Source organism: Pseudoalteromonas sp. H71 (assembly GCF_001468485.1).
Classification (GTDB): domain Bacteria; phylum Pseudomonadota; class Gammaproteobacteria; order Enterobacterales; family Alteromonadaceae; genus Pseudoalteromonas.
On record NZ_LODI01000012.1, the window covers coordinates 26,364 to 47,834 of the forward strand.

Here is a 21,471-nt window from a genome sequence, read left to right on the forward strand (position 1 = left end):
TTAAATTATATGCAGTTTATAACACTAGACTCTGAAAGATTAACGCCTTCAAAAGTGGTGTGTGTGGGTCGAAATTACACAGCCCACATTGCAGAGTTAAATAACGAAACTCCCGATGAAATGGTGTTATTTAACAAACCTAATAGTGCCATTACTCACTCTTTAAAAGCGCTTCATAATGATGATGTTTTACACTACGAGACAGAATTATGCTTTGTAGTAAAAAATAAAAAGTTTGTAGGTATAGGATTAGGCCTAGATTTAACAAAGCGTACCGTACAAAGCAAATTAAAAAATAAAGGGTTACCTTGGGAGCGCGCAAAGGCATTTGATGGCTCTGTTATTTTTAGTGATTTTATTGCGCTAAGTGATAGCACTCAACAATTTACATTTGAGCTAAAAATTAATGGTGTTGTTACGCAACAAGGCGATACTCATTTTATGTTGCATAAACCCGATGCAATTTTACAAGAGATTAGCGAGTTTATGCACTTAGATGATGGTGACGTAGTGATGACTGGCACACCTTCAGGAGTTGGTGAGGTTGTTGCAAACAGTACCTTTACCGTTGCTTTATTCGCTAATGAGCAGTGTTTGTTGGAGCAGCAATGGAAGGTTGTTCAAAGTTAATAACCTGCTGTTGATAATGTTTATTAAAGTCAGCAAAATTAGAGTTTAAAAAAATATGCTGGCTTTTAATATATTCAGGTGATTGTAAAATGGTCGCCTTTAATACGTCATTAATTTTTTTTATAGCTTGAGATGCAAAGTTATTTTCTGCTTTTACAGCACAGCCCACAGCACCTCGTATAAAGTCAGTTTCGTTTCCAGCCAAAGGGAGACTAACTATGTTATTAAACCTTTCTTGTTTATTAAAGTAGTCTGCCATAAATGGGTAATCAATAGAGTAATCTATAAAACCATGACTTAAGCGCGCAATGACAGCCTGGCTTTCATTTTCACTACTCCAACTAAGTGACGAGCTATTATTGCTTTTTGTATTGCTAATAATTGTGTTTATTTTATTTGAAAATTTACGCGCAGCAGCTTGGCCGTAAATGTAGTGTTGATCGGCTAATAAATTAATTAAATTGATTGGTGAGCCATATTTTTTGGTCAATTTAGGGGCTAATTCTTTAGTTGTTAATACGGAAAATGGTGGGTAAACCGTTGTTGGGTTTGATAGTTTGAGTATGTGATTATTATTCTTTTTATAAATAACACATGGAAAGCATACATTTTTACCTTCATTTAAATACTTATTAATACGCTGCTGTGGAACAACAAGCCGTGTATGCTTTACATCAGTGATAGTGTTAATTAGTTGCTCTGTCAGGTTATCGCAAAGGCCACCCTGTGGCGCTTTATCGCTTTTAGTTATGTGAAACGGAGGGGTGTAGCTTTGTAGCCAAATTATTTCTTTAATGGGCTCTACTTTCTTAGCAGTGCCAAGCGCTGTAAACGATATAAGTAACAAACTAATTAATAATACGCGTTTTGCCATTGCACAGACTTTTTTTAAAAAGTAATACTTTTAGTATAGGTAATAATTAACAATAATAAACATTCATTTTTATTAGTTTTAAAAAAAAGCAGGTAGTGATTTACCTGCTTTAATATTAATTTTAAGGTACAAACTTAAGCTAATAAGGCATAGGGAAGTTTTTAAAAATAGTTCCTATTCCTGCTAAGGTTTCGTCATCTAAAGTAATGCTAAATGCGTCTATGTCTTCTTTTAACTGCGCCATAGTTGTAGCGCCAATGATAGAAGACGTTACTCCATCAACCTGATTACACCACGCAAGAGCAAGTTGTGCAGGCGTTATGTTGTTTGCATATGCGAGCTCGGCATATTGCTTAGTTGCTTGCTGAGCATTGGGCGTATCTCTAAATATTCCGTTTCGCTGTGCAAAGCTCCATCGAGAACCTTCAGGACGAGCACCATTAAGGTATTTACCTGTTAATAAACCAGCCGCGAGGGGTGACCAAGGTAAATAGGCAATATCTTCGTGTACACATTGCTCAATTAAATAGGGCCAGTCTTTAGCATGGGCTAAGCTAAATTCATTTTGAATAGACACCATGCGTGGCAAGTTATGCTCTTTGGCTAAGCTTACAAATTGGCTTATCCCCCAAGGCGTATCGTCAGAAAGCCCGCAATGTTTGATTTTACCCGCTTTAACACAATCGTTAAGGCCTTCTAAAATATCAAGCATGCCAGCTTGGTGAGCGTGCGTATCTACATCACTAAATTTAAGTACTCCTGGCCACTGCCTTGCAAAATGTGGCGTTGAACGATTAGGCCAATGCAGTTGGTACAAATCAATATAATCGGTTTGCAAGCGCTTGAGGGAATTATCAACCGCCTCTATAACTGCTTGGCGCGTTATATCGCCACCACCTCGTACCCACGATAGGCCATTACCTGCTATTTTTGTTGCCAGTACTATGTCGCTACGTTTTTGTTGATTACGAGAAAGCCAGTCGCCAATAATATGTTCTGTTTTACCGTAGGTTTCGGGTGAAGGAGGAACAGCGTACATTTCAGCTGTATCAATAAAGTTTACGCCTCGATCTAATGCATAGGCTATTTGCTCGTCTGCATCGCGTTGGGTATTTTGAACGCCCCAGGTCATACTGCCTAAGCAGACTCTTGAAACATCAACACCGCTGCTACCAAGTGGACTGTATTGCATAAAAATTCCTTATTACTCGTCTTGGGCGTATTTAACTAAGGCTGATAAAAGTGGCTCTGTAATAGGCGCTTTTGCACCCGTTTTAAAATCAAACATGACTACTTTTGATGTGCCTGTAGTGGTTATGGCATTTTGTGCGTGACTAAATATACTGTAATTCATAACAAATCGGTCGGTTTTAATATCTGAAATAGTCACGCCAACAGTCAGGGTGTCTGGAAAGGTAACCGGGCGTTTATAGCGAACCGTATTTTCACTTATTACAGGGCCAATACCACCGGGTTTAATGGTGTCGAATAAGTTTAGTTTATTTAAAAAGTCTATTCGGGCTATTTCAAAATAACGCAGGTATACCACGTTGTTAACGTGCTGAAGGGCGTCCATGTCGGCCCATGCTACAGTGATGTCGGTATGAATTGGGTGATTATCTTTGAACCTTTGCATGTACTTATAGCTCTTAACTTTAAAGCACTTAGGTTATCAATATGAACTAGCGAGCTCAAGGGAATTTATAATTAGGTGGTTTTAAAAAACTTTGTAACCAATTGATTTTGGTATACAGTTAAAACACACACACAGGAGCACACACATGCAAAATATAATTAATTGGTTATTAGCTAGTTTAGTTTTTATAGCGTCGTTTACCTGTTATGCAATGGGTAACGCCTCTGGTGCTATTATTCTTATTTTGGCAGGGTTCTTTTTTGAAGTTTTGCTTTGGTTACGAAGCATGAAAGAGCAAGAAAACAATAAACGTCTTTTTTAATTGCCACTAAGCTTGATTATCAATAGTGATTACATGATAATAACTGTATAAATAAACAGTCTTTATTGTGGTGATGAAAAAGTTTATACACATAGATATGGACTGCTTTTATGCGGCGGTAGAAATGCGAGACAACCCAAAGCTTGCAAATGTACCGCTTGCTATTGGCGGCAACAGTCGGCGCGGCGTGTTATCTACTGCCAACTATATAGCCAGAGAGTTTGGCGTGCGCTCTGCGATGTCTAATTACCATGCAAAGCAATTATGTCCTGATTTGGTTATTGTGCCCGGACGTATGGCTGTTTATAAAGAAATATCGAGCCAAATACGCGAAGTGTTTAGTCGCTATACCCACTTTGTAGAACCACTTTCTCTTGACGAAGCTTACCTTGATGTTACTGACAGCCAAGCCTGTAAAGGCAGTGCTACACTTATTGCTCAGCAAATAAGGGCTGACATATATAACGCTACAGGATTAACAGCTTCTGCGGGTGTGGCCCCCGTTAAATTTATTGCTAAAATAGCCAGTGACGAAAATAAGCCAAATGGCCAATTTGTTGTACTACCTAATGAGGTTGACCAATTTTTGGAACAGCTGCCGCTAGGGAAAATTCCCGGTGTGGGGAAAGTGACATTAGAGAGGTTAAATCTTAAAGGGCTTTATACTGGAAGGGATGTGCGTGAAAAAGGGGTGAACTGGATGCAGCAGCATGTGGGTAATTTTGGTGTATCGCTTTATCAAAAATGTGCGGGAGAATACATTGGTAGCGTTTCAACCGAGCGGATACGTAAGTCGCTAAGTGTTGAACACACCTACGAATACAATAAAACCAGCCTCCAAGAATGTTTGNATCAGATCCCTAGCTTAATTGATGAATTAACGCGTAGGCTTGATAAGCAACAATTACAAAGTCGTATCAACAAACTGAGTGTAAAAGTGAAATTTGCTAATTTTGTGGTTACGTCAGCCGATCAGGCTTATCACCAATTAAATACCGAAATTTTTGTACAGTTACTTACTAAGGCGTACCAACGAGGGTTGCAGCAGCCTGTTAGGTTATTAGGCATTGGCGTCGGTATTAAAAGCCAGCCAGAGCGTAACTTACAATTGAGCATTTTGGATTAATGCGTAAAATTTTTAACAAGCGTTTTAGATAAATTAAACGCTTATCGCATCTTACTGGTCTTCAATATACAAATCGACGATAATAAAGGTCTATGTTTTTAACAGGACCTGTATTTATGGCATACCCTAAAGCCGTGTTAGCCCAAGTAACAAGCGCTAGCCTTGAATGTGCATCACATGACGCACTGATCATCATAAGTGATGACTTTTCTCAATTACCTAATAATTCGCTACGCGATGCAGTTTTAGCTCAGTCAAAAATTGATGCGCGTATTGGCAAGGAAGTAACCTTACTTGTTATTGACAATAAGCGCGTGATTTTAGCACCAACAGGACCATTAAATAGAGATTACGACGATGTGCGTCGTTATTTTGATGCAGCTAAACTTGCAATTAATGAAGCTAAGTTATCAGGTAGTGTAAACCCAGCCTTATTTTTACCTAGCTTGTCAGGTGATAGCCGTTATCAGCATGCGCTAGAAGTTGCATTTTTAGGTATGTGCCAAGCGCTTTGGCAGCCATTAGAAGCACGTGAGCACCATGGCGAGGGCATTGAACCGATAGCCACTATTGGGTTAATTAATGCGAGCTCGCAAACTGTTAAAGCCGTTAATGCGATTGCGGCTGGCCAGTATGCTGCTCGTGATTTATGTGGTACTGAGCCTGAGCGTATGGCGCCCCCTCGCTTTGCAGATTATTGTGTTGATTTATTTAAAGGCACAAATATAGCTGTTGATGTTATTGACAATATTGCTGACATTGACAAAAACTACCCCATGTTGAGTACTGTTGCGCGTGCATCTTATGCGGTTGAACGCCACCACCCACGCGTTGTAAAACTTGAGTATGTACCTGAGGGCGAAGTGACCCGTACACTTATGTTTGTTGGTAAAGGCCTTGTTTACGATACCGGCGGTGCTGATTTAAAAGTGGGTGGTTACATGGCTGGTATGAGTCGTGATAAGGGGGGGGCAGCGTCGGTTGCAGGCTTTATGAAGGCCGTTGCTGATTATCAACCAAAAGGTGTAAAGGTTATTGCTTACTTAGCGGTAGTGCGTAATTCAATTGGGTCTGATTGTTTTGTACCTGATGAGATAATTACCAGCCGTGAAGGTGTGCGCGTACGCATTGGTAATACTGATGCAGAAGGGCGTTTGGCAATGGGTGACCTATTAAGCGAAATGAAAGATTTAGCTAAAACAGAAGTTAATCCTACACTGTTTACCGTGGCAACGCTTACAGGTCATGCTGCACGAGCTATGGGACCTTATGGTGCCTATGTAGAAAATGGCCCAGCACGGCTTGCTAAAGTGTCTCGCCAAATTGCTGATTGTGGTGATTTATGGGCAGATGGTGCTGAAGTATCGCGCTCGCGCCGTGAAGATTACGATTTTATTAAGCCACGTACCCTAGCAGATGATGTACTTTCAAGTAATAACGCCGCTTCTGCGGTTACTGCACGTGGTCACCAGTTCCCTATGGCGTTTTTAGCTGTTGTTGGTGGACTTGATAAACACGGAACTGACGCTGCACAGCCATTGCCATACGTGCATATGGATATTGCTGGTAGCGGTGTTGAAGGCGGTGATTGGCAACATGGCAAACCAACAGCGGCTTCTGTTGCTAGTTTATTTGCCTGTTACTGCTTATAAGTAGTTAACTGCTTAGATTAAAAAGCCCTGTTTAACAGGGCTTTTTTTATACTCAATGTAATTTAAACCGATTAACAATAGATGAAAGCTCTGTACTACTTTGCTTGAGCTTGTCACTTGCGCTGTTAAGTTGCTTGGTGTTATCTAACGACTGTTCAGTTGATTGAGATAAATCGTTTATGCGTAAGTTTACCTCATCTGCAGCTTGAGTTTGCTGCTCTGTTGCACGTGCAATTTGGCTGTTCATTTCAGTGATAATAGAAACGAGTCGTTCTATTTCATTAAGTGAGTTATTAGCAGAGGACGCCTGTTCAACAGTTGATACAGAAAGTGTTTGGCTAGCTTTTACTGCGTCTACAGCCGCACGGGTACCTTCTTGTAGCTTACTGATCATTGATTGAATTTCATCCGTGCTTTGCCCCGTTCTACTGGCAAGTGTGCGCACTTCGTCAGCAACTACTGCAAACCCCCGGCCATGTTCACCCGCTCGTGCGGCTTCAATTGCAGCATTCAGTGCGAGTAGGTTTGTTTGCTCCGAAATACTTCTAATTACATCAAGTACAGAGCCTATGTTTTGGCTTTCATTCGCTAAATCTTCAGTTACACGGCTTACTGTTTCAATGTTTGCTGAAAGTGTTTCTATGGCGGTTATTGTTTCTGCGACGACATGTTTACCCGTTGATGCATTTTGTGCTGCATCGTTAGCTGCTTGCTCTGCGGCTTCTGCGTTGCTACTCACATCATGTATTTGGTGGGTCATTTGCTCCATTGCCGCTGCAACTTGTGTCGAGCTGTCGTTTTGTAGCTCTATGAATGATTGGCTAGTTTTTGTTGAATCGTCAACGGTGTGGGCGTGTTCGTTAACATCGTTTGCACTTTTTGATACGTGTTCCAAAGATTCACGCATTTTAGAAACAAATAAATTAAATGAATGCGATAGCTTCGAAATTTCATCGTTACCTTCTTCATTTAAAGTACGTGTTAAGTCGCCTTCACCCTGCGAAATATCTTTCATCATATTGGCAGCAAGTCGCGTCGGTAGTAACACACTTCGCCCTATAAAGTAGCTAAATGCAATAACAGCTACAATCATCACCACAGCATTTAAAATAATAAGATTACGTTGAGAGGAAAAGGCCGCATCAATGGTGTCTAAGTAAACACCTGAGCCAATTATCCATTGCCATTGGTTAAACCCTTTTACAAAGGCGATTTTATCAACGGGTTGCTCTTCGCCGGGTTTTGGCCATTTGTAAGGGATAAAGCCTTCGCCGTCTTTTTTAGTAATGTTTACCATTTCAACAAACAACGCTTTACCGTCTGGGTCTTTATTGTTTGTTAAATCTTTACCCTCAAGGGCAGGTTTTATTGGGTGCATTACCATTTCTGGTTGGTAGTTGTTTATCCAAAAATAATTAGTTTTATCGTAGCGAAGGGCACGTATTGCACTTATTGCCTGCGTTTGTGCCTGCTGCTGTGTGAGTGTATTGTTTTGTTCGAGTGTGTAAAAGTGTTCAATAATACTATAAGCGGTTTCCACTACATTTTGTGTTTTTAGGTATTGTTCGTATTTAAGGGCTTTATATTGGTTATTTAAGCTAGAAACACTCAACACAATTAAGCCAAAAATAACAATGCCAACCAACATAGCAAAACGCTGAAAAATACTAAAACGTCGAAGATTAAGCATGTGCGTATCCTTTATTTATTTGCACAAAAAAGTGCATCAAATAAGTTTAGTAAAAATATGCATTTAATCTAGGGGATGTTTATCTTTTGAGGGTTAATTTCGATCTTTATAGGAACCATTGAACAAAGGCTGAGTTTAAGATTGGCTTTAAATAAAAAAGGCTGATTAAAAATCAGCCTTCATAAGTAAGTTACTGTTTGTTATTTAACATCAAAATGACGGTTAAAGAAATTCGTAATAGTTTGATGTAAATGAGTTTGAACCTGTTTACCGCGTAAACTATGCTTTGAACCTGGGTAGGTCATCATTTCAAACTGCTTTTCACTGTCTTGCAGTTGTTTGAATAGTTTAGTTGCATGGGTAAATAATACATTGTCGTCTGCCATACCGTGGTAAATCATCAGTGGCCCTTTAAGGCCATCGGTGTATGGAAATACTGCGCTGGCTTCATACCCTTTTGCATTCGTATCAGGGTGACCCAAATAACGCTCGGTGTAATGGGTGTCATATAATGCCCAATCTGTTACTGGCGCACCTGACACACCGGCATTAAAGTAGTCACCAGCTTTAAACATGGTCATTAATGCCATGTAACCACCGTAACTATGGCCATATATGCCAATGCGCTTAGCATCTACGTAGTCAAGTGTACGTAAAAATTCGACCCCTTTAATTTGGTCTGCTACTTCAACGTCACCTAGGTTTTTGTATATAGCGTCTTCAAACTTTTTACCACGGTTGTACGAACCACGGTTATCAAGTTGAAAAATCACATAACCTTGTTGCGCCATATATTGAAAGTATAAATTTTTGCTACGCCAGCTATTTGTAACGCGCTGAGCATGTGGACCGCCGTATACATTTACAATGACAGGGTGTTTCTTACCCGCGCTCATATTAGTTGGTTTGAATAGGCGGTAATGCATTATTTGACCATCTTCAGCTTTAATTGTCCCGTATTCAGGTTTAGCTAAATTACTAAGGTAAGGAGTAAGTGGATGGTTGTTATCTAGCTTGTTTTCTTCAAGCCATGTAATAAATTCGCCGTTAACTTTGCGCAGTGCCGCTGAGTTTGGTTTGTTCACTGAAGAACTTGTATCGATGAACGTTTTACTATCTTTTGCAAGTACGACGTTGTGGTACTGGCCTTTTTCAGTGATTCGTTTAGAGTCGCCTTTTTTAAATAAAGGCGCGCTGTATAAATGGCTTTCAAGTGGTGTATCTTTTCTGCCTGCAAAGTACACTATGCCTTTTTTCTCATCAACGCCTTTTAAGCTATCAACAGCCCAGTCACCCGATGTAATTTGACGAACTAACTGTCCATTTGTGCGGTAAAGGTACAGGTGCTTAAATCCATCACGCTCAGACGCCCACACAAAGTGTTTTTTGTCTTTTAAAAAAACGAGGTCAAAATGCAGGTTGATCCATGTATCGCTGTTTTCGGTTAGGGCTACTTTTTGCTTTTTAGACTCCGAGTCATAAAAACGTAGTTCTAAAGTTTGCTGTGAGCGGTTTTGCCATTGGTAAGAAAGCGTTTTGCTGTCTTTTAACCATTTAGCACGGGCAATGTATATGTCTTGATTTTTACCTAAGTCAATCCAATCAACTTTTTGATCGTTTAATTTAACGACACCTAACTGAATTTTTACGTTGTCGGTACCGGTAAAAGGGTAGCGCTGATTAAATAATTTTACTTCGTCGGCATATATTTCGTTACGAATAGCTTCTTTAACAGGGGATTCATCAACACGGGTGTAAGCGATTTTAGTTTCATCACCAGACCACCAGTAACCTGTCATGCGGCTCATTTCTTCTTGCGCTACAAACTCAGCCATGCCATTTTTAATAACGCCGCCGCCATCTTGGCTTAATTGAATTTCTTTACCTGAATGAAGTTCTAACGCATATAGATTTTGCTCTCGTATAAACGATACGTAGTTACCTTTTGGCGAAAAGCGTGCGTCGGTTTCAAATGCTTCTGTGTTGGTCAGCTTTTTACTTTTAGCTGAGGCTAAGTCGTAGTAATACAGATCACCATTAAGCGGAAACAAAAGCGCTTTGCCATCGGTTGACCATGTGTACTCTAGGATGCCTTTGCCAAAAATACGTTGGCGTTCACGGCGTGCTTTTTCTTCATCAGATAGGTTTTCAGGGCCAGAAAATAATTCGGCTGAATCGACTAATACGCGATTAGTGTTATCGTCTAGGTTATATTCCCACAAATCGTAACGGTTGTAGTCGTCAGTTTTACCTTGTAAATAGGTTACACGACTTCCATCTGGCGAAAATTTAAGTTGAACGGGAGATTTACCTGACAGGCTTGGGTCATCAAAAATCCGTTCTAGCGATAAAGGTTTTGCTTGAACACTGATAGCACCAACAATAAGTGGTACAGCAAGTGAGAGGTGTTTTATTTTTTTTAGCACAAGGTTACCTTAGCTCAGTATAAATATTATTTTGAATGGTAAAGCCAAGCGTGTGCAACTGCAACTAAATGCTATAAAGTAGCAATTATTAAAGATTAACAAGGATAAACACAATGACTGAGAGTCAATTTGAACTGGCTGTTGAACTTCAACGAGATTGTATCGAGTTAGCCGATTGGCCTCTTTGCAAGGTGCTTTTATTAAACGATAGCCTGTATCCTTGGTTTGTATTAGTACCAAGGCAAGCTGGTTTAAAAGAAATAATCGACTTATCTGAAGACGATCAAGTGGTGTATTTAAAAGAGTCTGCAAAACTGAGTAAGTTACTTATTGAGGTTTTTAACCCAGATAAATTAAACGTCGCCGCTTTAGGGAATATGGTGCCGCAATTACACATTCATCATATTGCACGATTTAAAACTGATAAGGCGTGGCCTGCGCCAATATGGGGTAAGTTTGCGGCAGTCCCTTACACTGAAGAACAAATAGAAAAAATAAAAGCACGTTTTTAAAAGCGAAAACATTTACACAAGTGAGGATTAAAATGAAATTACTTAAAACCCTGACTACGAGCTTATTTGTTATTGCGTTATCGGGCGGTTATGTTGCTGCTACTGAGCAGGTAAATAATACCGAGGTTGTAAAAAAAGCTGATATTAAGAACTTTGCTGTTCATAGCAACCTTGTGTATTCGGCTGCACAGCCCAGCAAAGAGCAATTAAAGCAATTATCTAAAGCAGATGTGAAGCACGTTATAAATTTACGTGGGACAAATGAACAAGATTGGGATGAAGGTGAGTTTGTTCAAACGCTTGGTATGGATTATCACGCATTGCCTATTTCTGGTGCCCAAGATATTACAGTCGCGAATGCACGCAACTTAGCAAATTTACTTAAAAAACTAAACGGTGAGCCGGTTTTGGTTCATTGTGCTAGTAGTAATCGAGTTGGGGCTTTAGTTGCTATTTCAGCCCATGAAGACGGGTTAAGTATTGAAGAGGCGCTTGAAAAAGGAAGGCGCTGGGGAATGAAGAGCCTGGAATCTAAAGTGCGAGATGTTATAAGCAAATAAAACTAAAGGCGTTACACAGTTAATTGTAACGCCTTTTTAGTTTTAGTTAAGACCAAGTACGTCTTTACCTTGCTTAAATGTGACATCTACTGGAATGTTAGCTTGGCTTAGTTTTTCTAAATCTTTGGTGAGTGACTCTTTAATATCACCATGGGTTGCAATCAGCTGGTCGACTTTTTGGTAATCGCCGTCACCTTGCAAAGTTAAAATTAGACGAGAAAGCTTAGCCATAGCAATACTCATCTTTTCCATGTTGACGCGGTACAAGCCTTCTTCATTTTTAGAAAATGCGCCTTCTTGTGCAAAAAAGTTAAAGCGAATCATATTCGCTTTCCCGTGTGCACTTGACGCACCAAAACGCACTGAGCGGAAAATGCCGGCCATAAAGGTAATGTAGTAATCTTCAATAGTTCCTTCGCTGATCTCGCCTTTATTTAATAACTGCTCAACCATGTATAAACCTAAAATGTCGGCTTTACCTTCTTCAAGTGCGCTTGCGTGCTCTTGTAATGATTGGCGAACCGTTCCTTTACCTGTGATCGTATTTTTAATACCTAAACCATGCGCTACTTCATGAAACATGGTGTTAGCAAAAAAAGCATCAAAGGTAATGTGCTTTCGTTGCTCAGGCACAATTAACTGCTCTGAAATAGGCACTAATATTTTATCAAATTTAGCGCGCATGGCATTTTTAAGTTGTAGGCGGCGCGTGCCTTTTTCTAACTGAACTTGCTCATCGTTTGGTAAGTTGATTGCAATGGTTTTGCTGCCGGCATTTGAATGACCAGCATAATAAACAACGTCATACGCGTTTAAGTCTGCATCTGATCCGGGGACTTCATGTTTATATTTGTCATCAACAGGTAAACCTTTTTGAAGCTCAGGTAAAAAGGCTGCAAACTTGGCAAGACGCTCGCTCCATTTTAAATCTTTAATTAATACATAAGATTCATAGGCAGTACGATAACCAAATAATTGGTCTTCGTAGGTTTCAATTGGCCCAATAACCACATCGATTGGGTTATTTTTCATGTCCATCCATGCAAAGTCAGATACCTGAAAGTCATCTTTTTGAAGCGCGTCAGCACGGAGATTTAAGTAATTTGCAAATTCTTTATTGTCGGCAAGTTTGCTGGCTTGGCGAAGTAGGTCAGCTGCTTTTGCCAGTTCTGTTGCGTACTCTTTTGAGTAAGGCACGCTGTAAAGCTTACCTTGTTCGTCGCGTTTAATAATTGAGTAGAGGCCTGTTTTATCTTCTACGTCCGTGTTATTAAGCTCTTCTTTAGTTATATCAGCAGGGTAAAACTGTGCACCCAATGGCTTTTCTTTATAGCCTGAAAGAAACGTTTCATCGCCATTTAAACGGTCCCACGGGCCGTAGTTTATATCGGCAAATTTGCGAATTTGTTGATCAGTTAGTTTTGCTAAAAAGGCATCTTTATCTTCACCAAATGCTTGTTTCCAAAATAAGGCATCCATTATTTTTGATGCGTCTATCAGAATAGCAACCATTGCCTTTTGATTGTCACTTAAGTGTGATAAATCGCTTTGTAAGCTAAAGTCGGTGTATATGTCTAAGCGTTGTTTATCAACATTAATAAGCTCAGGCCCCATTACTTTTACGGGTGTTTGCGATGTGGTCTCTGAAGATGATGACGGTTGTTCTGAACATGCACTCAGAAAAACAACACCAGAGAGTAAAATGGCTTGGCTAATTTTATTTAAGATCATTATTTTGCCTATTTAAAAGTTAATTTAATAATGGGTAGACGCTTGTTTTGGGGCTCATTGGCGGCACGCTACTATATTGTGACAGCATTAAAGCAAACCTAAACAGTAAATAGCAAGTATTAGGCGGTGTATGGTAATTGTGTTGTTGAAAATAAGAGAGCAAAATAAAATTATATAATTTCCTTAACTTTAACGGTAAGTTAGGCAATACTGATTGTAAGTTCATTATTATAAAAATTAACTGTTGTAGCGTGTAGTACTATTACAACTAAAAGGATGACTGCTTTATGTCTACAGAGAATGCATTATTAACAATATTAGTTGATAGAATAAATAACGATACACTTGTATTACCTACATTACCTGAAGTTGCGGTTAAAGTTCGCCAAGCTGCAGACAACCCTGAAGTTAATTTAATGCAAATGTCGGAGGTTATTTCACAAGATCCTTCGTTATCTGCTCGTATGATTAAAGTAGCTAATAGTGCAATTATGGGACGTGCGGTTAAGGTATCTACCTTACATCAAGCAGTTACCCGCATTGGGTTGCGTCAAATTAAAAACATAGCGACAGCAATGGCTATGGAACAATTATTTGTTTCTAACAACGATCTTATTAAAGGCTATATGGGTAAAGCGTGGCAAAAAACATTAACGGTGGCGAGTCATTCAATTACGTTAATGGAGTTTTACTTACAAAATAATAAACGTACGTCGTTAAATCGCGATTCAATTACGTTAGCGGCTTTAGTTTACAACATTGGTGTATTACCTATATTAACTGAAGCTGAGCGCCACCCTGAGGTGTTTGCAAATCCTAGCTTTTTAGCACATGCTATTCAAAAGCTAAGTGGCAAAATTGGGTCATCAATCATGGATGCGTGGGAATTCCCTGTTGAGTTTTCAAATGTGGCATTAAGTTGGGCTGACCCAAGCTATAAACCAGAACAAATAAGTTATGTAGATTTTATTCGAATTGGGGCTATTTTAGAGGGGACTTTACAGGTATCTGATAAATCAGCAGCTCTACAAACTTATATTGATAAAGGTGTTATTTCATCTATGCAGTTGTTCTCAAGCGATGAATACAATGAAATGCTTGTAGACGTAAAAGACATGTTTAGCTAATTAAGCCTTAAATTTAGCGCAATAAAAAAGCACGATTAAATATCGTGCTTTTTTATTGCTATTTAACGCGTGCTTAGGGGGTAACTAAATCGTCAGCATCGCCTAAACCTTGGGTTAGCTCTTCTAGCAATTGTTTAATTTCTTCAGATGCTAAAATAAAATCGGCATCAAGTTTTACTGCCATATCTTCTTTAGGTATGTCAGCGTTTTCTTCTTTTAATGTATCTGAATAACTCAAACGTTTGATTGAACCATCATTTTGCAACATGAATTTAACACGCTCTTGCCAATCGAGGGCTAGTTTAGTAACGCGCTTACCACTTTCAAGGTGTGATTTAACTTCATCACACGACAGATCATGGCCTTTTAATTTAACTTGCGCGCCACTGTCATCAGCTTCTTCAAGTTCAGCGTCAGAGCCAATTGCAAAGCCTTCTGGTGTGGTAAAGTTAGTTAGCCAATCAGTTAAAAATACATCAAGGTCATAATTTGCAAATGCAGGCACGACAGGGAGTGTACCTAATGATTTGCGTAATAGTGCTAAAAGCTCTTCAGCTTTATTAAAGCTTGCACTATTTACTACAACCCACCCATTTTCTTGGTCAATAAATGCAAACTGTAGGCTCGACTTTTTAAATGCTTGAGGAAGTAAGGTATGAAGAATATTTTCTTTTAATTCGTCTTTTTCTTTCTTTTTAACTGGACGATTTTCTTCAGCTTCGATTTGGTCAACTTTTTCGGCAACTAATTCGTTTATTACAGAAGCCGGTAAGACTTTTTCTTCGCGTTTAGCACATACTAATATACTTTTTTGAGAGAAGTGAGAAAGAGCTTCGCTATGCTTTCCAAATGCTTTAGTCCAGCCAAAGGTAGAGAGCTCTTGGCCTGTACAAGGGCGAAATAGGTCTTGTTCTAGTGCTTTATCAAAGTCTTCTTGTGTGTACGAAACATCTTGTTTAAAGCGGTAACAAATAAGGTTACTAAACCACATAGGGGAGATAATCCATCTGAAAAATTTGCTCAATCATAGCAATAAAAGTCGTTCCTCGAAATGACTGATTAACGACTATTTAAATTAACTTTAATTGAATATAGAAAGTGGTTTAGCCATATTTTTAGGAAACTGTATAAAGTAATGCAACCCTTCACCAGGTTCACTTGTTGCCTCAATTGAGCCGCTTAAAGTTTGCTTAACTAAATTAAACATTATATGAGTGCCCAAACCACTTCCACCTTCATCGCGTTTGGTGGTGAAAAACGGGTTAAACAGTTTTTCAAGTTGATCTGGTTGTACTCCATTACCATTGTCTTTGTAGTCTATGGTTAAGTTGTTTTCGTCACTGGTAATAGTGATATCCATTACACCATTGGTTTTACCTTCAAAACCATGAATAAGTGAATTAACTATGAGATTGGTAAATATTTGGCTTATGGCGCCGGCTGGTAAATTTAATACTAGGTCATCGGGGCATTGCAGATTGATAGTGTGCGATGTTTTTTTCAATTTAGGGTGAAGCGAGCGTATTACTTCATTTACATAATCTTTAAAGTTTATGGTACGCACAGCCTCACTGGCTTGGTCTACAGCAATTTGCTTAAAACTTGCAATGAGGTCTGAGGCTCTATCTAAATTTGTTGTAAGCAAGCTTGTGCTTTGCTTAGCTTCGTTAATGAATTCTTCTAATGCTTTAGGGGAAAGTGTTTTTTCAACATAGGCACTTTCAAGCTTATTTAAGCGCTCTTCTAAAAATGATACCGCGGTTACACCAATGCCGATGGGGGTATTTATGTCGTGAGTGATCCCCGCAACTAACCCTCCTAAAGCGGCCATTTTTTCTGTACCAACAAGTCGTTCTTGAGCAAGTTTTAGCTCGTCAATGTAACGTTGCGATTCTGTTTGTTTTGTGAGCAACTCTTGCTCGGTGCTTCGGCGCAAGTCTATTTCATCGGTAAGGACTATTTTTTGTTTTTCTAATTCATATTTTTGCTGTTGTAATTCCATCATTGCTTGACTTAAGTTAGACGTTTTACGGGCAACATCTTGCTCTAGCTGAATATTATGTTGGTCTAATTTTTCGTTGCTCACAATTAATTTGCTTTGAGTTCGCTCGAGCTCTTTTCTGTACTGAACAACCTTATCGATTAGGTTATTAAAAGATTGCTCCATTACTTTAAGTTCATTGTGCTCTTCGGTCTCAATTTCGATGTGTTGCCCTTCTAGCTCATCGAGTTGTAGGTTTTCGATTTGTTCGGTGAGTTGATAAAGTGGGTCGGTGAGTAATTTTCTAAACGCCATTAAGAATAAAATAATTAAAAATGTTGTTTTAATCATGGCATTACCAATCAAAAAGTAGATTGATACCATTATTCTACTCAGTACCACTTCTCTGCTGGAGAATAACGTTACATCACCTACTTGCGTAGCCCGTCCTGAAAATTCAAAAATGAGTGGGAAGGTATAGCCAAATAACCCTGATTTTGAGTCTTCCAACATGGCTTCTTCTTGAACAAGTTGCTGGCTGTAGAGCTTATGGATATCTAAAGAGCGGCCAAGTTGTGAAATAACCTCGCCACTATCATCACGCACAATAATTCCCTCAATCATAGGAATAGCTAGCAGGCCCTCTGCGGTCGTTATTGTTTGCTTTGTATTAAGCTCCCAAATTGCTCGTGTTAAACTGCGGCTAAAAGTTTTTTGCAAAGTGGCAAGTTCATCTTTAATGTAATCTTTAGTATTTATGTACTCGGCAAGTACCTGCCCGCATGTCACTACAAAGGTAAGCAAAAAATAGACCGATAACACACTGGTCAGTAATCTTTTAGAAAGGCTTTTTTGTAGCATGGGGTATCAATAATTCCTTGAACTTTAATTAAGTATTTGCACTACTATTTAAAATCTAGTCAATAAATGCTTAAAAACAAATAATAAATGATTTATTTTATGACAAATAAAGGCTGATTTTTGTTTTTGTTTATTACACACTACCTATATCGGAGTGTTTGTATATTATTGATAAACTAATTGTTGTTTGTTTTTTATGCATTTTCGCAATAGTAAACTATCCCTTTTAGCTTGTTAAGTTTATTCAATAATAGATTGTTACAAAATGTGGACAAAAAGCACAGGTATTTTGTAGTAAATATAGGTACCATTGTACAAAAATACGACCTTGCTACCGACCGTTGTCCTTAACGACATTAATTATGCTTATTTAGTAGTTTTATAATATGAATTTTTCTATTTTAGTGTGTGATGACTCAACAGTTGCACGAAAACAAGTAATCAGATGTTTGCAACAGTGTATAAATGCCGATATTCAGCAAGCTACAAATGGCGCACAAGCGATTGAACTACTAAAAACGAACCGTTTTGATTTGTTATGCCTAGATTTAACCATGCCTGAAGTTGACGGCGTTGGCGTTCTTGAATACATAAAAACAAACAAGATTGAGTGTTTTGTACTTGTTATTTCTGCTGATATACAAGAGAAAATGAAGTTGCGAGTGGCTAAATTAGGCGCTATCGATTTTATAAACAAACCAATAGATAAAACACGAATGAATGGTATTTTGCATAAATTTGGCATTCACTAGGTTTTTTTATGTTAAAAAAGGCTGTTTTATCTTTTAATTTGCGCTTGACAGCATAGCCTTTGTTAGTGCAGTCTTACTCCATGAAAACATTTAATCGCGTACTGACCATTATTATTACAACCACCATTCTTTCTGGATAGTGGCATAGGTCGGTGCAACAAATTTAAAGGCCTGTGTTCACTTAGAACACAGGCCTTTTTTCGTTTTATGGAATGAGGAACATAAACAATGCGCGTTTTAAAATTTGGTGGGTCATCACTTGCCGACTTTGCTTGTCTTGAGCAGGTAGCTCAATTAGTTAAAGCACAATTAAAAGATGAAATGCTATTAGTCTTATCTGCGCCCGGTGGGATGACTGATTCATTGGTTTCACTGGCAAGTGCTGCAGAGCAAGGCCATGACTTTGGCCCTTTATGGGAGGCGTTAACTGGACGTTGTGATGAGTTGAAATCAGCCGTAGAAAAAAAGTATGGCGCAATTGAAAGTTGGCCAGATTTTGACGCGCTAAAAAATAAGCTTAATGGTGTGTCATTAATTAAGTGCTGCCCTGAACAGGTGCGCGCTTATATTATTAGTTTTGGCGAGCGTGTTAGTGTATCGCTTATGCAGCGATTATTAAGCTCATATCAAGCAGTGTATTTAGAAGCGACTAGCTGTGTTGCATCAACAGGTGGCTACATAGATGCAGAGGTTGATTTAGTAACAAGCAAAGCGCGTTTCCAAGCTGTGTTAAAAGAAAGCCCAGCCACGATTTATATTATGCCAGGTTTTACAGCAAGCAATGATAAAGGCGAGCTGACTACCCTTGGCCGAAATGGCTCTGATTACTCTGCAGCCATCGCTGCGGCTTGTTTAGAGGCAGATGTTTGCCAAATTTGGACTGATGTTGATGGTGTTTACAGTGCAGACCCTCGTTATATCAAAAAAGCCACTAAAGTCGATTTTTTGTCTTACAAAGAAGCAATGGAGCTTTCTTACTTTGGTGCCAAAGTTCTTCATCCAAAAACTATTTTGCCGTGCGCTAAAGCCGGCGTTCCTTGTGAAATAAAAAATACGCACAACCCTGACGCGCAAGGGTCACTAATCGGTAATGATTATTCGTCAGAAGAACCGGTAAAAGCAATTTCAAGTCTGCAAGATCTTGCTATGCTAACGGTCTCGGGCCCAGGCATGAAAGGCAAAGTGGGCATGGCCTCAAAAGTATTCAATGCGCTGGCTCATGACAACGTGTCGATTGTGTTAATCACACAATCGTCGTGTGAATTTAGCATTAGCTTTTGTGTACATGAAAGCGATTTAACCCTTGCATTAACAGCATTACAAACTGCGTTTGAGCTTGAATCACAAGCAGGTTTGATTGAACCTGTACAAGTACAGCGTAATTTAGCCATAGTAACGCTTGTAGGCGATAACATGCGCGCGCACCGCGGTTTAGCGGCTAAGTTTTTTGCATCGCTTTGCCAAGCACAAGTAAATATAGTGGCAATTGCACAAGATTCTACCGAAAGCGCTATCTCAGCTGTAATTGATGGAGAGTTATGTAACGACGCAGTAAAAATATGCCATGAGAACTTTTTCACACATGTGCCATCAATCGATGTGTTTTTACTTGGGTGTGGTTTAGTAGGGCAAGAGCTTATATCTCAATTAGAGCGCCAACAAGCATGGCTTGAAAAGCGCAATATAAAGCTTAACTTGTATGGCGTTGCAAACTCGCGTCAGCTACACCTTGATAGTGAAGGGATTGCGTTTAGTGATTGGCAACAAAAATTAGCTGCATCAGAGCAGGCGTTTGACTTAAAACTCGTTGAGCAATTTGTTAAGCAAAACCACTTAGTTAATCCTGTGCTGGTTGATTGCACATCGTCTGATGCACTGGCGGCGCAATATGTTGACTTTTTAAATGCCGGTTTTCATGTTGTCGCAGCCAACAAAAAAGCAACAACTAGCTCGTACACTTACTATCAAGATTTAATAGCAGCAACGCAAAAAAACAATCGCAAATTTTTATATGAAACCAACGTAGGTGCGGGGCTCCCAGTCATCGACAATTTACAGTCGTTATTTGGCGCGGGTGATGAGCTACTTGAATTTAGCGGTATTTTATCTGGTTCGTTATCTTACATGTTTGGTGCACTTCAAGATGGTTTGTCATTGTCAGAGGCAACCATAAAAGCAAAAGAAAGTGGTTTCACAGAGCCAGACCCTCGAGACGATTTATCAGGAACGGATGTTGCGCGTAAACTTCTCATTATTGCGCGAGAAGCAGGTATGAAACTAGAGCTAAGCGATATTGAAGTTGAGTCGGTATTACCACAAGGATTTGCCGAAGGAGACAGTATTGATGAGTTTATGGCAAAACTGCCAAGCTTAGATGCTGACTTTAATACCCGTATAGAGCAGGCAGCAAGTGAAGGAAAAGTATTGCGTTACGTTGGAACAATTAAAGAAGGGCACTGTAAAGTAGGTATTGAAGCAGTAGATTCATCACATGCGCTTAATGTTATTCGTGATGGTGAAAATGCACTGGCTATTTTAAGCCAATACTACCAACCACGCCCATTTGTTATTCGTGGTTACGGTGCGGGTTCTGAAGTAACTGCTGCAGGTGTATTTGCAGATGTTTTAAAAACCTTATCGCGCTAGGAGTGAAAAATGATTGAAGTATATGCACCTGCGTCTATTGGTAATTTTGCAGTTGGATTTGATGCATTGGGTGCCGCGCTTTCGCCAATTGATGGCAGTTTATTGGGTGACGTAGCGGTTGTAAGTGCCGCGACTAATGATGAGTTTGTCTGTTCTGGCGAGTATGCTCATAAATTACCGATTGATGCGAAAGAGAATTTAGCATATCAGTGCTTAGTGCATTTCAGAGCGCACGTTGCTCCAGATATGCCTTCAGTAAAGCTTGAACTTAAAAAAAACCTGCCAATTGGCTCAGGGTTAGGATCAAGTGCTTGTTCGGTTGTTGCTACATTTGCAGCGCTTGATAAATTTGCAAAAACACAGTTGAACCAAGTTGAGTTAATTGAGTTGATGGCAGATTTTGAAGCCGTTGTAAGTGGCGGGCGCCATTACGACAACATCACACCATGTTATTTAGGCGGCTTGCAGCTAACTGGCGATTTAATTCCTAATAAATCGATAGAACTTCCGGTTGATGAAAATTGGTATTATGTCGCGGCGTTTCCAGGCTTTTCGCTTAATACGGCAAAAGCGCGCTCTGTATTACCTAAAGAGCTTAGTATGCATGCAAGCATTGAGTTTGCGCAGCGTTTATCGGCCTTTAGTAGCTTGTTACTAACAGCACGTTTTGACGATGCATTAAGCATTATGAAAGATGAAATAGCAGAGCCATATCGAGCGCCACTTATTACTGGCTTTAGTGAGGCCAAAGCAAGTTTACCCGCACTGGGTGCTGAAATAGTGAGTATTTCAGGTGCAGGCCCTACGTTATTTACTGTATGTAAAACACTGGAAGCGGCTGAGCAATGCGCCAAATGGCTAAAAGATAATTATATAAATGAGCAAGGCTTTTGCCATATTTGTAAGTTAGATAACGACGGCACGCGTCAATTAAATGTTTTATAG

General features: G+C 39.4%; 18 protein-coding genes and 1 pseudogene. 11 read left to right on the top strand and 8 right to left on the bottom strand.

Going from position 1 to position 21,471, the window contains the following annotated elements; translation table 11 throughout:
* Positions 1-9: 9 nt before the first annotated feature.
* Entirely contained in the window at positions 10-630 is a 621-nt protein-coding gene (locus ATS71_RS07355; RefSeq protein WP_058404241.1) for a fumarylacetoacetate hydrolase family protein, read from the top strand.
* Here the strand turns inward: ATS71_RS07355 and ATS71_RS07360 are convergent.
* From ATS71_RS07360 to ATS71_RS07370, 3 genes are all read right to left on the bottom strand, one after another.
* Positions 581-1,504, bottom strand: a complete 924-nt coding sequence (locus ATS71_RS07360) for a hypothetical protein (RefSeq protein WP_058404242.1) — start codon at positions 1,502-1,504, stop codon at positions 581-583. The genes ATS71_RS07355 and ATS71_RS07360 overlap by 50 nt on opposite strands.
* A 139-nt stretch (positions 1,505-1,643) precedes the next feature.
* Positions 1,644-2,696 carry an aldo/keto reductase gene (locus ATS71_RS07365; RefSeq protein WP_058404243.1) on the bottom strand — a complete coding sequence of 351 codons (1,053 nt, stop codon included), beginning with the start codon at positions 2,694-2,696 and terminating at the stop codon, positions 1,644-1,646.
* Positions 2,697-2,708: 12 nt separating this feature from the next.
* A complete protein-coding gene (locus ATS71_RS07370; protein ID WP_058404244.1) occupies positions 2,709-3,140 on the bottom strand; it encodes an acyl-CoA thioesterase in 432 nt (143 codons plus the stop codon).
* A gap of 145 nt (positions 3,141-3,285) precedes the next feature.
* Between ATS71_RS07370 and ATS71_RS18690 the strand changes: the two genes are divergently transcribed.
* The 4 genes and pseudogenes from ATS71_RS18690 to ATS71_RS07380 all read left to right on the top strand — a co-directional run bounded on the left by ATS71_RS18690 (position 3,286) and on the right by ATS71_RS07380 (position 6,240).
* A complete protein-coding gene (locus ATS71_RS18690) occupies positions 3,286-3,462 on the top strand; it encodes a hypothetical protein (RefSeq protein WP_171034614.1) in 177 nt (58 codons plus the stop codon).
* 73 nt (positions 3,463-3,535) lie between these two features.
* The coding region (dinB, locus tag ATS71_RS07375; protein WP_235591439.1) for a DNA polymerase IV at positions 3,536-4,312 on the top strand (777 nt) is incomplete at its 3' end.
* A gap of 1 nt (position 4,313) precedes the next feature.
* A pseudogene (locus ATS71_RS18930) lies at positions 4,314-4,588 on the top strand (DinB/UmuC family translesion DNA polymerase); the annotation flags it as partial.
* Positions 4,589-4,704: 116 nt separating this feature from the next.
* Positions 4,705-6,240, top strand: a complete 1,536-nt coding sequence (locus ATS71_RS07380; protein WP_058404272.1) for a M17 family metallopeptidase — start codon at positions 4,705-4,707, stop codon at positions 6,238-6,240.
* 52 nt (positions 6,241-6,292) lie between these two features.
* On the opposite strand, the gene ATS71_RS07385 is transcribed toward ATS71_RS07380, so the two are convergent.
* Together ATS71_RS07385 and ATS71_RS07390 are read right to left on the bottom strand one after the other, a co-directional pair.
* The gene (locus tag ATS71_RS07385) at positions 6,293-7,930 is read right to left on the bottom strand and encodes a methyl-accepting chemotaxis protein (RefSeq protein WP_058404246.1); all 1,638 of its coding nucleotides are present in this window, start codon (positions 7,928-7,930) and stop codon (positions 6,293-6,295) included.
* A 200-nt stretch (positions 7,931-8,130) separates the two neighbouring features.
* Positions 8,131-10,356, bottom strand: coding sequence for a S9 family peptidase (locus ATS71_RS07390; protein ID WP_058404247.1), 2,226 nt, complete (start codon positions 10,354-10,356; stop codon positions 8,131-8,133).
* Between the two features lie 113 nt (positions 10,357-10,469).
* Between ATS71_RS07390 and ATS71_RS07395 the strand changes: the two genes are divergently transcribed.
* Positions 10,470-10,868 carry an HIT domain-containing protein gene (locus ATS71_RS07395; RefSeq protein WP_058404248.1) on the top strand — a complete coding sequence of 133 codons (399 nt, stop codon included), beginning with the start codon at positions 10,470-10,472 and terminating at the stop codon, positions 10,866-10,868.
* 32 nt (positions 10,869-10,900) lie between these two features.
* Positions 10,901-11,428 (top strand): fused DSP-PTPase phosphatase/NAD kinase-like protein, encoded by a 528-nt coding sequence (locus ATS71_RS07400; RefSeq protein ID WP_058404249.1) that lies wholly within the window; start codon positions 10,901-10,903, stop codon positions 11,426-11,428.
* 42 nt (positions 11,429-11,470) lie between these two features.
* Here ATS71_RS07400 and ATS71_RS07405 read toward each other — a convergent pair whose 3' ends face one another.
* A complete protein-coding gene (locus tag ATS71_RS07405; RefSeq protein ID WP_058404250.1) occupies positions 11,471-13,159 on the bottom strand; it encodes a dipeptidyl-peptidase 3 family protein in 1,689 nt (562 codons plus the stop codon).
* Between the two features lie 287 nt (positions 13,160-13,446).
* Here ATS71_RS07405 and ATS71_RS07410 point away from each other — a divergent pair, with 287 nt between their 5' ends.
* Positions 13,447-14,286 carry an HDOD domain-containing protein gene (locus ATS71_RS07410; protein WP_058404251.1) on the top strand — a complete coding sequence of 280 codons (840 nt, stop codon included), beginning with the start codon at positions 13,447-13,449 and terminating at the stop codon, positions 14,284-14,286.
* Positions 14,287-14,359: 73 nt separating this feature from the next.
* Here ATS71_RS07410 and rdgC read toward each other — a convergent pair whose 3' ends face one another.
* A complete protein-coding gene (gene rdgC, locus ATS71_RS07415) occupies positions 14,360-15,277 on the bottom strand; it encodes a recombination-associated protein RdgC (protein WP_058404252.1) in 918 nt (305 codons plus the stop codon).
* A gap of 90 nt (positions 15,278-15,367) precedes the next feature.
* A complete protein-coding gene (locus ATS71_RS07420; RefSeq protein WP_058404253.1) occupies positions 15,368-17,128 on the bottom strand; it encodes a sensor histidine kinase in 1,761 nt (586 codons plus the stop codon).
* Positions 17,129-17,514: 386 nt separating this feature from the next.
* On the opposite strand from ATS71_RS07420, the gene ATS71_RS07425 reads away from it, so the two are divergent.
* The 3 genes from ATS71_RS07425 to thrB all read left to right on the top strand — a co-directional run bounded on the left by ATS71_RS07425 (position 17,515) and on the right by thrB (position 21,471).
* Positions 17,515-17,880, top strand: a complete 366-nt coding sequence (locus tag ATS71_RS07425) for a response regulator (RefSeq protein ID WP_058404254.1) — start codon at positions 17,515-17,517, stop codon at positions 17,878-17,880.
* A 228-nt stretch (positions 17,881-18,108) separates the two neighbouring features.
* Entirely contained in the window at positions 18,109-20,526 is a 2,418-nt protein-coding gene (thrA, locus tag ATS71_RS07430; RefSeq protein WP_058404255.1) for a bifunctional aspartate kinase/homoserine dehydrogenase I, read from the top strand.
* Between the two features lie 9 nt (positions 20,527-20,535).
* Complete coding sequence (thrB, locus tag ATS71_RS07435; protein ID WP_058404256.1) at positions 20,536-21,471, top strand: homoserine kinase; 936 nt, start codon at positions 20,536-20,538, stop codon at positions 21,469-21,471.

Bases quoted from the DNA above. Each gene is read 5' to 3' on its own strand.
- ATS71_RS07400 (WP_058404249.1), top strand. From the start codon at position 10,901: ATGAAATTACTTAAAACCCTGACTACGAGCTTATTTGTTATTGCGTTA.
- ATS71_RS07425 (WP_058404254.1), top strand. From the start codon at position 17,515: ATGAATTTTTCTATTTTAGTGTGTGATGACTCAACAGTTGCACGAAAA.
- ATS71_RS07405 (WP_058404250.1), bottom strand. From the start codon at position 13,159: ATGATCTTAAATAAAATTAGCCAAGCCATTTTACTCTCTGGTGTTGTT.
- thrB (WP_058404256.1), top strand. From the start codon at position 20,536: ATGATTGAAGTATATGCACCTGCGTCTATTGGTAATTTTGCAGTTGGA.
- ATS71_RS07395 (WP_058404248.1), top strand. From the start codon at position 10,470: ATGACTGAGAGTCAATTTGAACTGGCTGTTGAACTTCAACGAGATTGT.
- ATS71_RS07385 (WP_058404246.1), bottom strand. From the start codon at position 7,930: ATGCTTAATCTTCGACGTTTTAGTATTTTTCAGCGTTTTGCTATGTTG.
- thrA (WP_058404255.1), top strand. From the start codon at position 18,109: ATGCGCGTTTTAAAATTTGGTGGGTCATCACTTGCCGACTTTGCTTGT.
- ATS71_RS07380 (WP_058404272.1), top strand. From the start codon at position 4,705: ATGGCATACCCTAAAGCCGTGTTAGCCCAAGTAACAAGCGCTAGCCTT.
- ATS71_RS07370 (WP_058404244.1), bottom strand. From the start codon at position 3,140: ATGCAAAGGTTCAAAGATAATCACCCAATTCATACCGACATCACTGTA.
- rdgC (WP_058404252.1), bottom strand. From the start codon at position 15,277: ATGTGGTTTAGTAACCTTATTTGTTACCGCTTTAAACAAGATGTTTCG.
- ATS71_RS07360 (WP_058404242.1), bottom strand. From the start codon at position 1,504: ATGGCAAAACGCGTATTATTAATTAGTTTGTTACTTATATCGTTTACA.
- ATS71_RS07355 (WP_058404241.1), top strand. From the start codon at position 10: ATGCAGTTTATAACACTAGACTCTGAAAGATTAACGCCTTCAAAAGTG.
- ATS71_RS18690 (WP_171034614.1), top strand. From the start codon at position 3,286: ATGCAAAATATAATTAATTGGTTATTAGCTAGTTTAGTTTTTATAGCG.
- ATS71_RS07365 (WP_058404243.1), bottom strand. From the start codon at position 2,696: ATGCAATACAGTCCACTTGGTAGCAGCGGTGTTGATGTTTCAAGAGTC.
- ATS71_RS07410 (WP_058404251.1), top strand. From the start codon at position 13,447: ATGTCTACAGAGAATGCATTATTAACAATATTAGTTGATAGAATAAAT.
- ATS71_RS07420 (WP_058404253.1), bottom strand. From the start codon at position 17,128: ATGCTACAAAAAAGCCTTTCTAAAAGATTACTGACCAGTGTGTTATCG.